Annotated in this window: 11 protein-coding genes and 1 rRNA gene; 3 read left to right on the top strand and 9 right to left on the bottom strand. The window is 38.9% G+C overall.

Going from position 1 to position 13,046, the window contains the following annotated elements:
* Both CWD90_RS08300 and CWD90_RS08295 read right to left on the bottom strand, forming a co-directional pair.
* A 16S ribosomal RNA gene (locus CWD90_RS08300) occupies nucleotides 1-90 on the bottom strand; the annotation flags it as partial.
* Between the two features lie 640 nt (nucleotides 91-730).
* A complete protein-coding gene (locus CWD90_RS08295; RefSeq protein ID WP_103475471.1) occupies nucleotides 731-1,417 on the bottom strand; it encodes a DUF4294 domain-containing protein in 687 nt (228 codons plus the stop codon).
* 104 nt (nucleotides 1,418-1,521) lie between these two features.
* On the opposite strand from CWD90_RS08295, the gene CWD90_RS08290 reads away from it, so the two are divergent.
* Both CWD90_RS08290 and CWD90_RS08285 read left to right on the top strand, forming a co-directional pair.
* A complete protein-coding gene (locus CWD90_RS08290; RefSeq protein WP_103475470.1) occupies nucleotides 1,522-2,610 on the top strand; it encodes a M42 family metallopeptidase in 1,089 nt (362 codons plus the stop codon).
* Between the two features lie 79 nt (nucleotides 2,611-2,689).
* Nucleotides 2,690-3,238, top strand: a complete 549-nt coding sequence (locus CWD90_RS08285; RefSeq protein ID WP_103475469.1) for an NUDIX hydrolase — start codon at nucleotides 2,690-2,692, stop codon at nucleotides 3,236-3,238.
* Here the strand turns inward: CWD90_RS08285 and hisS are convergent.
* From hisS to rpsF, 6 genes are all read right to left on the bottom strand, one after another.
* Nucleotides 3,233-4,609: a histidine--tRNA ligase gene (gene hisS, locus CWD90_RS08280; RefSeq protein ID WP_103475468.1), complete on the bottom strand. Its 1,377-nt coding sequence runs from the start codon at nucleotides 4,607-4,609 to the stop codon at nucleotides 3,233-3,235. The two genes, CWD90_RS08285 and hisS, sit on opposite strands and share 6 nt — an antisense overlap.
* A 64-nt stretch (nucleotides 4,610-4,673) precedes the next feature.
* On the bottom strand, nucleotides 4,674-5,144 hold the full coding sequence (locus tag CWD90_RS08275) for a DUF6495 family protein (protein WP_103475467.1): 471 nt from the start codon (nucleotides 5,142-5,144) through the stop codon (nucleotides 4,674-4,676).
* A 130-nt stretch (nucleotides 5,145-5,274) separates the two neighbouring features.
* Entirely contained in the window at nucleotides 5,275-8,439 is a 3,165-nt protein-coding gene (locus CWD90_RS08270; protein WP_103475486.1) for a carboxypeptidase regulatory-like domain-containing protein, read from the bottom strand.
* 102 nt (nucleotides 8,440-8,541) lie between these two features.
* On the bottom strand, nucleotides 8,542-8,997 hold the full coding sequence (rplI, locus tag CWD90_RS08265; protein WP_103475466.1) for a 50S ribosomal protein L9: 456 nt from the start codon (nucleotides 8,995-8,997) through the stop codon (nucleotides 8,542-8,544).
* A 13-nt stretch (nucleotides 8,998-9,010) separates the two neighbouring features.
* Nucleotides 9,011-9,310 carry a 30S ribosomal protein S18 gene (rpsR, locus tag CWD90_RS08260; protein ID WP_192878001.1) on the bottom strand — a complete coding sequence of 100 codons (300 nt, stop codon included), beginning with the start codon at nucleotides 9,308-9,310 and terminating at the stop codon, nucleotides 9,011-9,013.
* A 2-nt stretch (nucleotides 9,311-9,312) separates the two neighbouring features.
* Nucleotides 9,313-9,651, bottom strand: a complete 339-nt coding sequence (gene rpsF, locus CWD90_RS08255; RefSeq protein ID WP_103442173.1) for a 30S ribosomal protein S6 — start codon at nucleotides 9,649-9,651, stop codon at nucleotides 9,313-9,315.
* 235 nt (nucleotides 9,652-9,886) lie between these two features.
* Here rpsF and CWD90_RS08250 point away from each other — a divergent pair, with 235 nt between their 5' ends.
* Complete coding sequence (locus CWD90_RS08250) at nucleotides 9,887-10,579, top strand: LytR/AlgR family response regulator transcription factor (RefSeq protein ID WP_103475464.1); 693 nt, start codon at nucleotides 9,887-9,889, stop codon at nucleotides 10,577-10,579.
* A 4-nt stretch (nucleotides 10,580-10,583) separates the two neighbouring features.
* Here the strand turns inward: CWD90_RS08250 and priA are convergent, their stop codons facing one another.
* The gene (gene priA, locus CWD90_RS08245; protein ID WP_103475463.1) at nucleotides 10,584-13,040 is read right to left on the bottom strand and encodes a replication restart helicase PriA; all 2,457 of its coding nucleotides are present in this window, start codon (nucleotides 13,038-13,040) and stop codon (nucleotides 10,584-10,586) included.
* Nucleotides 13,041-13,046: the final 6 nt, after the last annotated feature.

Genomic DNA, 13,046 nt, shown 5'->3' with positions numbered 1-13,046 from the left:
TAAGCAAGCTTATCCCCGCTGCCCCTCGACTTGCATGTGTTAGGCCTGCCGCTAGCGTTCATCCTGAGCCAGGATCAAACTCTTCATCGTTGATTCTTATATAACTTCGATCAACCATCCAAGACATGTTTCCTAGCCCGTTCTTTCGATTTCTTTTCTGCGCCATCCCCCCGTTTCCAGGAAAATGGCGCGCTGTCTTTACAATATATCAATGAACTTCTTACTCTTTCTTCGTTCGCCCTGTCTCCCAAAGCGGCTGCAAATGTACAGCCTTTTTTTAATCCGCCAAGCTTTTTTTGAAAAAAAATATTTTTCTTTTTTAGCGGCGGACAATGGAACAGGACCTATATGAACGTGGCGCTCCTAACACCTTTTCCGCCGACATTGCTTTTGCTTCGTTAACGGGGTGCAAATCTACCACCCTTTTTTAAATCCACAAGGGTTTTTTGAAACTTTTTTCGCCTTTTTTGCACCGCACCGCACAACCCCCTGTCAACAAGCATTTTGCGCAGCGATATTTCCCCCAAAAAAGGGAAAACAATTTAAAACTTTTTTCCCGGACCGCAAAACCACCGCACCTTAAAATTGCCCCGAAGGCGCGTTAGGGGGCAAAGCGGCATCCCCGAAGCGGCGCAAGGGATACAGCAGAGCACCCGGACCGACCCCAAGGAGGGAACGCTGAACAACTTATTATTATAACTATATAGAAAATATAAAGAATACTTAACCCCTACTCCTTTGATCTGTTCTGGTCTTTCCAGATATTGGTGAGTGTTGCATAATCGTATTCCAAAACGGAAGGCTGCCGTTCCAAACTAAACTCTGCAAAGGCCCGCTGCAGAATATCCTCAATAAGGTAATCCTCATGCACCTGATCGGGATGAAATTCCTCCTTAATACTAATACTAAACATTTTGGCGGTAGTATTGTACCAAAAGGCACGCCAACCACTTCGCAACTCTTTTACAAGATCGAATGCTGTAATCCCCGTTTGCCTATAGATCAACTTAACTAAAATCTGGCCTTCGGTACGTGTTAGTTTTTTTAACTCCTCGGAAAATTCGTCTTCAATAAATTTTTGAACCTTCCTGGTAAACCTTCTTTTGTGGGAATTCTTCTTAATATGTTCCAAACTATCATTTAGTTCTACCAAACGTTCAGCAGCCAGTTTGGCATAGGGATATACCTTCATGGTTTTCCTCCTTAATATATAGTACCGTAACTTATCGTTATAGGATGAGAATTTGAGCCTACCAAATACATAAACCTCGTTTAAAGCTATAGAACTCTGGAGAACGGAGTCGCCCTCCATTATAATATATTGTTCAGCCAAGGAATCCAATGTTTGTTCCGGCACCTGTGCCATACCAACAAATCCCATAATCCCGTAAAATATTACCAATAATCTTTTTCCCATTGAACCTTAAAATACAAAAGCCTTGCCAAAATTAATGATAAAGAAAGTAGCTTTCTATTATTTAAAAATGAATATTGTTAAGTTTGTATTCAAAATATACGTAAATGAGCGCAAAAAAGATTCTTACCAAAAAATCTATGGATTTTTTAGAGAAATATTTAAATAATGCCGCACCGACCGGTTACGAATGGGAAGGTCAAAAATTATGGATGGATTATTTAAAACCATATGTAGATACTTTTATAACGGACACCTATGGTACTGCCGTAGGCGTCATAAATCCAGATGCCAAATACAAGGTGGTCATTGAAGGGCATTCCGATGAAATATCCTGGTATGTTAACTACATTACGGATGATGGTTTAATTTATGTTATCCGCAATGGTGGCAGCGATCATCAAATAGCCCCTTCCAAATGGGTCAATATCCACACCAAAAAAGGTATTGTAAAAGGAATATTTGGATGGCCGGCCATTCACACCAGGGACAGCTCCAAAGAGGAATCGCCCAAATTGGACAATATATTTATTGATGTAGGCGCTAAAGATAAGGCCGAAGTAGAAAAATTGGGGGTACATGTTGGATGTGTTATAACCTATCCGGATACCTTTCAGATCCTGAATAAAGACAAGTTTGTTTGTAGAGCCATAGACAACCGTGTTGGTGGGTTTATGATTGCAGAGGTGGCCAGATTGCTACATGAAAACAAAAAGAAATTGCCATTCGGCCTTTATATCACCAATTCGGTACAGGAGGAAATTGGACTAAAGGGTGCTGAAATGATTACCCATACCATAAAACCTGATATCGCCATTGTAACCGATGTTTGTCATGATACCACAACGCCAATGATCGAAAAAAAGAAACAAGGACATACCCAAATTGGTGCTGGCCCTGTTATTTCTTATGCCCCAGCGGTACAAAACAAACTTCGGGAACGAATTATTGAAACTGCGGAAGCCAGTAAGATTCCTTTTCAACGCATGGCAGCTTCTAGATATACAGGTACGGATACCGACGCATTTGCCTACAGCAATGGGGGCGTTGCTTCGGTTTTAATCTCATTACCCCTTAGATATATGCACACCACTGTAGAAACAGTACATAGGGATGATGTTGAAAATGTTATTCGATTGATCTACGAATCATTATTGAACATAAAAGATGGAGAAACTTTCAGCTATTTTGAATAGTCTTTTTCTAAATCCTCCCTTATGGGGAGGATTTTTTATTTTAACTCTTTAGCCTTTTATTTAAAATATAGCTTCACATATGGATGAATTAATAGACATACTGGATACCAATGGAAATTATACGGGCAATTCCATTATGAAATCCGAGGCCCATAAGAAAGGAATTTACCATCCCAGCATCCACGTCTGGTTATATACCTTAAATGGGGAGATATTAATTCAGCAACGGGCCAAGAACAAAGATACCCACCCAGGACTTTGGGATGTTTCAGTAGCCGGACATATAGGCGCCGGTGAGGATATAGTGGATTCAGCCATTAGAGAAGTAAAGGAGGAGATAGGACTTGCTATTACGGAAAAGGAATTGCATAAAATAGGTATATTTAAATACCGTTACCAACATAAGAAGAATCTATTGGACTGCGAATTTCACCATACTTTTTTAAGCGAACTGAAAGTACCCTTGACCACCCTGGAAATGCAGGAGACCGAAGTCCACGACCTAGCCTTGATTTCTATCCCAACATTCCGAAAAGAATTGGAAAGCAATATGATTACTAAAAAGTACGTCCCTTACGAAATGGAATATTATGACATTGTAATAAGTTCCATACTAAAAAGTTTATAAATTATTCAAGAACTCCTCTGCCCTATCCAAGCTATAGGTTTCCTGACCCCCTTTGACCATGTCCTTTACCACAAAGGAATTGTTGGCCAATTCCTGTTCCCCGATCAAAATAACAAAAGGAACATTCCTGTTATTGGCATATTTCATTTGTTTCTGCATCTTGGCATTGGAAGGATATAGGTCACATTTGACCCCCGCATTCCTCAGTTGGCCTATTAGTTTCAAAGAAGTCAACGCTTCCTTATCCCCAAAATTAACACAAAGCACTTGCAAGGATTGATCAGCAGTTTCTGGAAAAAGCCCCAGCTCCCCCAATACCAAATAAATTCGATCTAGGCCAAAAGATATACCTACCCCACTAACATCTTTAAGTCCAAAGATTCCGGTAAGATCATCATAACGACCACCGCCACCTATAGAGCCCATACTGACCCCTGCCGGAGCTGCTACTTCAAATATAGCACCAGTATAGTAATTAAGGCCTCTGGCCAAAGTAACATCTATCTGTAAATTTGCGGATTGCAATCCCAACTCTTCCAGGGTGGTAATGATAAAGCTAAGCTCCCCTACCCCCTTTACACCTTCCTCGGAATCCTTTAACAAATCCCTTAAAACTGAAAGTTGCTCCAAATTACTTCCTCTAAGTGAAAATAATGGGGCGGCCTTTTCAATGGCAGTATCTGAAATCCCCTTTTCGCGCATTTCTTTGGATACGCCATCAATCCCAATCTTATCCAATTTATCCAACGCCACGGTAAAGTCGATCAATTTATCTCGCTCCCCGATTACCTCGGCAATTCCTGCCAATATTTTTCTGTTGTTCAGTTTAATTGTAACCCCTTGCAACTTCAAATCTGTAAAAACAGCATCGTACAGCTGCACCAGTTCCACTTCTTGCAACAAAGAATCTGAACCTACCACATCGGCATCACACTGAAAAAATTCACGAAAACGACCTTTTTGAGGTCTATCTGCGCGCCATACGGGCTGGATTTGATATCTTTTAAAAGGAAAATCCAATTCGTTTTGGTGCATTACCACATAACGGGCAAAGGGCACGGTAAGATCATAGCGCAGGGCTTTTTCCGAAATCTTGGAAGTTAACGCACTCGAATTCTTACTGGCATATAAATCATCCTTCACTTTATTCAAAAAATCCCCAGAATTAAGAATTTTAAATATCAGTCGATCGCCTTCATCACCATATTTCCCCATTAAGGTTTCGGAGTTTTCAAAGGACGGGGTCTCTATAGGCTGAAACCCGTAGGTTTGAAAATGCTTTTTTACCACATCGAAAATATAATTTCTCTTATTGACTTCGGATGGGGAAAAATCCCTAGTTCCTTTTGGTATAGATGGTTTCTGTGCCATTGTTTATAAATCTGATGTAAATATAAGGGATTGTGGAATTTTGCCTGTTTAGGAATAACTTAAATTAACCTATTAAATCATCGAACCATAGATAAAGCTCGCCTTTAGTTATCACAGCTCCCTGTTTAATTAAATTAAACTTATCCAGGTTTTTATCTTCCGTATACGCCTTGGAGGCGGTTAGGTATTCCACGAAATCGGAGTGGTAATTTTTTCTGAACCAGGAAAAGCCTTCTTGAGTACTTAGATCTATTTCTGGATTCATCACTTTTACCGAAATAAGCTTCATTTCCTTTTCTTCTGTACTGAAAAAATGCATTTGCTGGGCAGAGATATTTTCCAAGTACTTCACTTTGGCCAAAACACCCTCCCAAATTAAATCGCTAAAAATATCCAGTTCCTCCTCTGCTACTTCCGGTTTCTCTTTCTTCAACTTATCCCATTCGTCCCCTGTGATGGATTGGGTAGCCAAAAAATTAATGAATTCCTGTTGTAACTCCTCCAACTGCTCTCTTGTTAGTCTAGTATATTTCATTTTTAATAATTGAATAGCCCTCTTAACATTCACTGATCATACAATGAAGTTTAGCAAAGCTCTAAAGAACTGCAAAAATAAAAAGGCTGTGGGATTTGCACAGCCTTTTAAATATTAAATTAAAATTATTTTAGAATATATAGCGTAAGCCAAATTGCGCTTGCCATCTGGACAACAATCCAGTATCATATCCATAGGTTTTGCTAACACTGGGATCAAAGGTATAGTTAGGTATATTGGTATTGGAATCCACACTTACCCCAATAGGGCTTATATTATTTGCCTGCTGAATTAAACCCCAATCCGAGCTAATTAAATTCCCCAGATTCAAAACATCTATACTAAATTGAATGGTGTTTGTTTTATCACCTGAAACCTTAAAATTATAATCCTGTAATAGTTTCATATCCCAACGGCCCCTCCAAGGTGCAGTAGCCCCATAACGCTCCATATATTCGCCCCTATGGTCCTTTAGATAATCATCTTGATTAATGTAGGCCTCAAAGGCCTCTGCCTGTCCGGCTCCTGAAAACTGCATTTGCCCTAGTTCTGCACTGGTAGGGATATACAAAAGATCATTATTCTGAAAGGAGCTGTCATTATTAATATTGCCGGCATAGGTATAATTATATCTGCCTCCCTGTGCGTATTCAAAAAATGTGGAAATAGTGGTCGCCCATGCGTCCCCTCCATATTTAAACTGCTTGGACAATACCCCTATAAACCGATGCGTATCCCCATATTTGGAATAGGCAAGAACGTCGTTATTGGCATTTCCTAAATTTGGATTAAAGTCGAAGGCATCTCCAGTAATCTCTGCCTCAATAGAATTTACATCCTTGGCATTCAGATAGCTATAAGCTATCATAGTGTACAATCCGTTAGAAAAAGTCTTTTGTCCCTTTAGGGCAACGTTCCAAATTCTCCCTTTAGTCGAATTGGTAAACACATAAGCATTATTGCCCTTATCTGCCGCTGCATAAACCGGTCTATTATCTCCTGGGGCATTCAAAGTTCCTGTCGGATTTCGCATGCCCCAGTTTTGCACATGTGCTGCATTTATATCTTTGGTATAGGAAACATCCACTGTTCCTATAATTCCGTTCTCGAATCTTTTATCCAAACCTAAATTAGTTCTCCATACCTGGGGGAATTTAAAATCCGGATCTACTAATTGAAAATATCCATCATCGGCACCACTAACCTGATTTCCAAGCCATACAAATGGCAACCTGCCCGTAAAAATTCCAGTTCCTCCCCGAAGCTGAGCAGTACTTTCGCTATCTACCTCCCAATTAAAACCCAATCTTGGTGATATTAACCAATCGTTGGTAGGCATTTTAGTTGAGTTTAATAGGACTTCCTCATTCTTGTTGGGGTTAAAATAGGAAATGGAATTATCCCTAGTAGCACCGTTATCCGTATCTATGAACTTTTGAATTAAATCTCCCGTGTTAAAATATAAGGGCTTATCAAACCGAATCCCATAAGTCAATTTAAAATTGTTGGTAGTATTCCATTCGTCCTGTACATAAAAAGCCGCTTGACCCACATTTAATTCCGATAGTTTCCATCCGCCGTCATTTCCTGTACCCGCTGCTGTTCGAGAATTAAATACATTATTGGCAAATGCCAAATTTGTGGCCATTACCCCATTGGGGTTGTTGGCATCAGCCAAAAACGTTCCCATATCCGGATAGGCACCAAAAGTTCCATAATACGACGATGCTCCAAAATTATCGTACCCCGTTAAATTAAACGAATTTTGAAATTCGAACTTTTCAAAGGAAAAACCTACCGTATAGGTATGATCACCTTTAAAAAAACTTAGATTATTGGTTATTTGAAAAACCTTTTGATCCAATTGGTTATTAATGGAGAAAGGTTCGTGCCCGGCAATAATGTAATTGCTGTTGTTCCCGTCCTGGATGGTGATTACTGGAGCAGGAACGGACAAAGGGACTCTAAAATCATCAAAATGGGAATACCCTACCTGTAATTTATTAATGGCCTCATCAGAAAGAGTTGAATTGAGTTCCAATTGGACCGACTTCAACTTATTATTAATTTCGTATCCCGTGTTTTCAAACTGCAAGGTTGTAAATCCAGGTCCTCTTTGGGTCAAAGCCGTGGGATGCGCAGGCTTTTCTTTTGAAGCATTTAAAAAATTGTAAATAATAGCCAGCCTATTGTTATCATTAATGTTCCAATCCAATTTAAAAATTCCTTTGTTGGACTGGGACCCGTAAGTAAACCCCTCATAACTACCTGTATCATATCCCCTTGATAAAAGAGCATCTTTTACAGCTATTAAATCGCTCTCCAAAACCCGTGATTCGTTTACTGCCCCGGAGCCTGTATTGGGAATCCAGCCATTGGTGCCCAAATCATCTCTTTCTTCCTTTTCAAAATTGACAAAAAAGAACAGCTTATTTTTAACAATTGGACCACCAAAACTAAATCCGTATTGATTTTGTTTTAATGCCGGTTTTACAACATCTTCTCCTTTAACCTTGCTACCGGTAAGATCTTCATTTCGATAAAAGCCATATACCGTTCCGTGGAATTCATTGGTTCCGCTTTTGGTTACCGCATTCACCGATGCTCCCGTAAATCCAGATTGGGTAACATCATAAGGCGCTGTAGAAACCTGAATTTGATCTATGGCATCCAAGGATATAGGCTGGGAATCTGTTTGTCCACCAGGCGTAGGTGAATCCAGACCAAAAGGGTTATTAAAGATAGCCCCATCCAACGAAAAGTTATTATATTGATCATTCCGACCCCCAAACGAATTTCCACTGGCGGTAGGCTCTAGCCTAGTAAAATCAGAGGCTGATCTAGAAATTGTGGGAAGCCGTGTTAACTCTCTGCGGCCAACGCTAGTCTCAGCACCAGTTCTATCGCTTCCAAAAGTACCCGTCCCTCTATCAGACACAACAATTACCTCATCCAGTGCCTGATCGTCGGACACCATTTTAACATCTATATTTTGCGTTTTTCCCAAAGTCAAGAAAATGTTGTTATCTGTTTGACTTTTAAAACCTATAAAAGAAATGGTCACTTCATAAGGCCCTCCAACCCTAAGATTTAAAAGATTAAACCTTCCGTCCTCATTAGTAATGGCCCCATACTTGGTACCAGTTGGGGTATGTATTGCCACAATATTGGCTCCCAACAAAGGAATATCTTCATTATCCATAACAATTCCCCTAATGTTAGAGGTAGTTACTTGTGCCGTAAGCATAAGTCCATAGCAAAAAAGCACTAAAGTCAGAAATAATTTAAGTTTCATCATTATTTGAGTTTTTGAGTTATTATTTATGGAAATCCTTATAAAAATAGCACAAAAAAAGGCCACATTTCTGTGGCCTTTTAAATAATTATGTAAAAGCTATTAACTTTTTGCCTCTCCAACTACTTCAAATGGGAAATCGACAACCACATCTCTGTGCAATCTTATTTGAGCATTGTAAGGACCAGTCCTTTTAATTGCCCCTCCCTGAATAGAAATAAATTTTCTATCCAAAGAATGTCCTGCTTTATCCAAAGCATCTGCTAAATCTATATTGGTGATAGATCCAAACAACTTATCTCCGGCACCGGCCTTAGCAGAAATTTTAATTTCCAATTGTTTAATTGCTTCTGCAGTTTTATTAGCAGCATCAACAATTTTCTTCTCTTTATGAGCTCTTTGTTTTAGGTTTTCCGCCAATACTTTCTTGGCAGATGGCGTAGCTAAGGAGGCTAATCCTCTAGGAATAAGGTAATTTCTACCAAAACCATTCTTTACTTTCACCAAATCGTCTTTAAAACCTAAGTTTTGTACGTCTTCCTTTAATATAAGTTCCATCGTCAGTTTCTTTTTATTTTAATAAATCGCCAACATATGGCATTAAAGCTAAATGACGTGATCTTTTTACAGCTACAGCCACTTTTCGTTGAAATTTCAAGGAAGTACCCGTAAGTCTTCTTGGAAGCAATTTACCTTGCTCGTTTACCAACTTTATTAAAAAATCAGGATCTTTGTAATCTACATACTTAATACCTGATTTTTTGAAACGACAATATTTCTTTTGAGTATTGGTCTCTATATTAAGAGGAGTAAGATATCTGATCTCTCCGTCTTTTTTACCTTTCGCTTGTTGTTCTATTGATGCCATAATCCTTACGCTTTAGCTTTTAACTTTGTTCTTCTTCTTTCCGCCCATGATACGGCGTGCTTGTCTAATTTTACAGTTAAACAACGCATAATTCGCTCGTCCCTTCTGAATTCCAATTCATAAGGGGCAACAACGTCGCCTTCAGCTGTAAACTCGAACAAATGGTAAAAACCACTTTTCTTGTGTTGGATAGGGTAGGCCAATTTCTTTAGCCCCCAGTTTTCTTTGGCTACCATTTTGGCACCTTTGTTAATTAAGAAATCCTCGAATTTCTTAACTGTTTCCTCTATCTGAACATCAGAAAGAACGGGATTTAAAATGAAAACAGTTTCGTAATTGTTCATATGTTTAAAATTTTTTAAGTGTGCAAAAGTAATTATTTTTTCTTCATATCACAAGAAAATGGAAAAATCTTCGTTATACATAGAACAAACATAATATTGAACTTAACCAAAAACAATTAAAACTATGGTCATTGCCATTTACACAACAATTACTGCAATGTTTACAACTTTTGTTGTACATCAGCATGATTTTTAAGTACTTTGTCGATGATTTAACCCCACAAATCAACCATTTATGAAATTAAGAAGCATTATCGTGGACGACTCGTCCATGCAGCGGATGGCAGTTGCCAAACTGGTGAACAACCATCCGAATCTGGCTTTGGTAGCTGAGTACAGTAATGCCATTGAAGCCAAGAACGGCATCAAAAACAATGAAATTGATTTAATTTTCCTAGATGTAGAGATGCCAATTATCACCGGGTTCGACCTATTAGAGTCCCTAGATAATAGCCCTCAGGTAATTTTGATTACTGGTAAACCTGATTATGCCCTAAAAGCATTTGATTACGATGTAACAGATTACCTTCACAAACCTATTACCTTATCTCGTTTTGACGCATCTGTTAAGAGAGCCGTTGCTAAATACGAACAAATCAATAAGGTAACAGAAGATGAAGAACATATCTTTGTTAAGAGTAACTTGAAGAAAAGAAAGGTTATATTAAACGATATAAAATGGATTGAAGCCTTGGGAGACTATATCAAATTAGTTACAGATGAGGCGAATATCGTAATTTTATCAACAATGAAATCTTTTGAAAAGCAGTTGCCGGAAGATAAGTTTTTAAGAATTCACAAATCCTATATTGTTAACTTGGAGAAAGTGGAGAAGTTTAATAGCAAAAATGTAGAAGTTAGCGGAAAACAAATACCTTTAAGTAGAAATAAGAAGACTGAATTAGCAGAGGCCCTTAATAATTTTTAGGTAGTTAAATGTGATCTACGTTGTAGATTACCCGAACACCTCTGTAATAAGAGATAGCATTAAAGGATTTTTCAATTCTTTTAATGCTATTTTTTGTTTTCACCAAAGAGTATTTCCCCCCGATCTTGATCATTACGTTTTTAATATACTGATTTCGTATTCTTGCCACAGGAGGATATTCGGGGCCCAACACGTTTTCTCCAAATATATTATTTAGCGACTTGGCAAACCACTCCGCTGCGTCATTAAGTTTGTTGTAATCCTTATGCTTAAACGTAATTTTAATAATTCTGTTTATTGGAGGATACTTATACTGTTCACGTTCATAAACCTGTTCCTGAAACATTCCATCATAATCGCTTGTGGTCACTTGCTGTAATATCCTATGATTGGGATTATAACTCTGTATTATAACCTTACCTCTTTTCTTGGTTCTCCCTGCCCTACCGGCTACTTGAGTTAATAATTGAAAACTTCTCTCATGTGCCCTAAAATCAGGAAAGTTTAATAATGAATCCGCATTCATGATCCCTACCAAATTCACATTTCTAAAATCCAACCCTTTGGTAAGCATTTGGGTACCCACGAGAATGTCGATTTCCTGCTGCTCAAAGGAGGTGATAATCTTCTCGTAACCATGTTTCCCTCGAGTAGTATCCAAATCCATTCTTCCAACATTGGCTTTAGGGAACAAGTTGTTCAATTCCTGTTCCACCTGTTCGGTTCCAAAACCTTTGGTGTCCAAGGTAGCATTCCCACAGGCTTGGCAGCTCGCCTGTAGCGCAATATGATAACTGCAATAATGACAACGCAATTGCTTTCTATGCTGATGATACGTTAAGCTTACGTCGCAATTTGGACATTGAGGGGCATGACCACAAGTAGTACACTCCATTATTGGCGCAAATCCCCTTCGATTTTGAAATAGAATAACCTGTTCCCCATTGTCCAAGGTTTCCGAAATTTCTTCCAGTAGCCGCTCAGAGAAATGACCTTTCATTCTTTTTTTTCGAGACTGTTCCTTTATATCTACCAATTCCATTTCCGGCATAAGCACATTGCCATATCTTCTTTCTATGCGAGCATAACCATATTTGGAAATCTTTACGTTATAAAAACTTTCTACACTTGGTGTGGCCGAACCTAACAAAATATCACTTCCATGTAAATTGCCCAAAACAATGGCAGCGTCCCTTGCATGATATCTAGGAGCCGGGTCGTATTGTTTAAAGGAACTTTCATGTTCCTCATCCACTATAACCAATCCCAACTCCTTAAACGGAAGAAACAAAGCCGACCTGGCCCCAATGACAATCTGTGCTTTAAGCTTGTTCTCCAATACATTGTTCCAAACCTCTACCCGCTCCTGAACATTATACTTAGAATGATAAACCGCCACTTTTTCACCAAAATAGGCCTGCAATCTAGATATCAATTGGGTGGTAAGTGCAATTTCCGGAAGGAGGTATAGCGCTTGCTTACCTTTATTTATGTACTCCTCTATTAACTTAACATAAACCTCCGTTTTTCCGGAGGAAGTTACCCCATGCAGCAGAACTACCTTATTCCCCCTGAAGGACACCTTTATATCCTCTAGTGCAGATTGCTGATATTCATTTAAGGTTTTTAATGTTTCGTTTTCATCTTCCCCCTCGTACACTACCCTATCGGTTTGCACAAAATGTTCTTCTAAAATACCCTTGTCTATAAGTGTCTTAATAATAGCATTGGAACTATTGCTCTCCCTTTCCAAATCGCTCACTTTTACGGGTTTTTTAGTCACGGCTTGTAGTTGAAAAAGTGAGAGTACCACTTGACTTTGTTTTGGGGCCCTGGTTAAGCCATTCAACAATACTTCCAAGTTTTCCTCGGACCTATGGTTTTTTCCCAATTGAACATATCGGACCAATTTGGGCTTGTATTGTTCAAACATTTCCTCTTTTAGAAGGATAACATTCTTTTTTAACAATCTATTTAATACGGGAATAATATTCTTTCTGTCCAGGATATCGCTTATTTCCTGCACACGAAGAATTGATTGGTGCTGCAAAGCTTCAAACACCATAAATTCATCATCCAACAAGTCGCTTTCCTCAATAATTGCCTCATCGTTCTTAAGGATCAGGGTTTCACTTTCCAACAATAATGCATTAGGTACCGCAGCACGAAACACCTCTCCTATGGAACACATATAATATTGGGACAACCATTGCCAAAACTTTAACTGGATGCTCGTTACCAAAGGATAATCGTCCAAAACTTGGTCAATCCCCTTGGCCTCATAGGCGGTGGGAGCGGTGTTGTGAATCTCGAACACCAGGGCTGTAGATATTTTTGACTTTCCGAAAGGAACGGCCACCCTCATTCCGGGTTTTAAAAGTTTTACCTCTTCCTCGGTAACCTTATAGGTAAAGAGGTTTTCTATAGGAATAGGTAATATAACATTAATAAAATCCTGCATATCCCC

Origin of the sequence: Arenibacter catalasegens, assembly GCF_002909235.1 — a bacterium.
Lineage (GTDB): Bacteria > Bacteroidota > Bacteroidia > Flavobacteriales > Flavobacteriaceae > Arenibacter > Arenibacter catalasegens.
The sequence above is the reverse complement of the archived record's forward strand: the minus strand, read 5'-3'. Positions and strand labels throughout refer to the sequence as shown.

What these genes read in the sequence shown, in the direction of transcription:
- CWD90_RS08270 (WP_103475486.1), bottom strand. Translation starts at nt 8,439, where the DNA reads ATGAAACTTAAATTATTTCTGACTTTAGTGCTTTTTTGCTATGGACTT.
- hisS (WP_103475468.1), bottom strand. Translation starts at nt 4,609, where the DNA reads ATGGCACAGAAACCATCTATACCAAAAGGAACTAGGGATTTTTCCCCA.
- CWD90_RS08250 (WP_103475464.1), top strand. Translation starts at nt 9,887, where the DNA reads ATGAAATTAAGAAGCATTATCGTGGACGACTCGTCCATGCAGCGGATG.
- CWD90_RS08290 (WP_103475470.1), top strand. Translation starts at nt 1,522, where the DNA reads ATGAGCGCAAAAAAGATTCTTACCAAAAAATCTATGGATTTTTTAGAG.
- rpsF (WP_103442173.1), bottom strand. Translation starts at nt 9,651, where the DNA reads ATGAACAATTACGAAACTGTTTTCATTTTAAATCCCGTTCTTTCTGAT.
- rplI (WP_103475466.1), bottom strand. Translation starts at nt 8,997, where the DNA reads ATGGAACTTATATTAAAGGAAGACGTACAAAACTTAGGTTTTAAAGAC.
- CWD90_RS08295 (WP_103475471.1), bottom strand. Translation starts at nt 1,417, where the DNA reads ATGGGAAAAAGATTATTGGTAATATTTTACGGGATTATGGGATTTGTT.
- priA (WP_103475463.1), bottom strand. Translation starts at nt 13,040, where the DNA reads ATGCAGGATTTTATTAATGTTATATTACCTATTCCTATAGAAAACCTC.
- CWD90_RS08285 (WP_103475469.1), top strand. Translation starts at nt 2,690, where the DNA reads ATGGATGAATTAATAGACATACTGGATACCAATGGAAATTATACGGGC.
- CWD90_RS08275 (WP_103475467.1), bottom strand. Translation starts at nt 5,144, where the DNA reads ATGAAATATACTAGACTAACAAGAGAGCAGTTGGAGGAGTTACAACAG.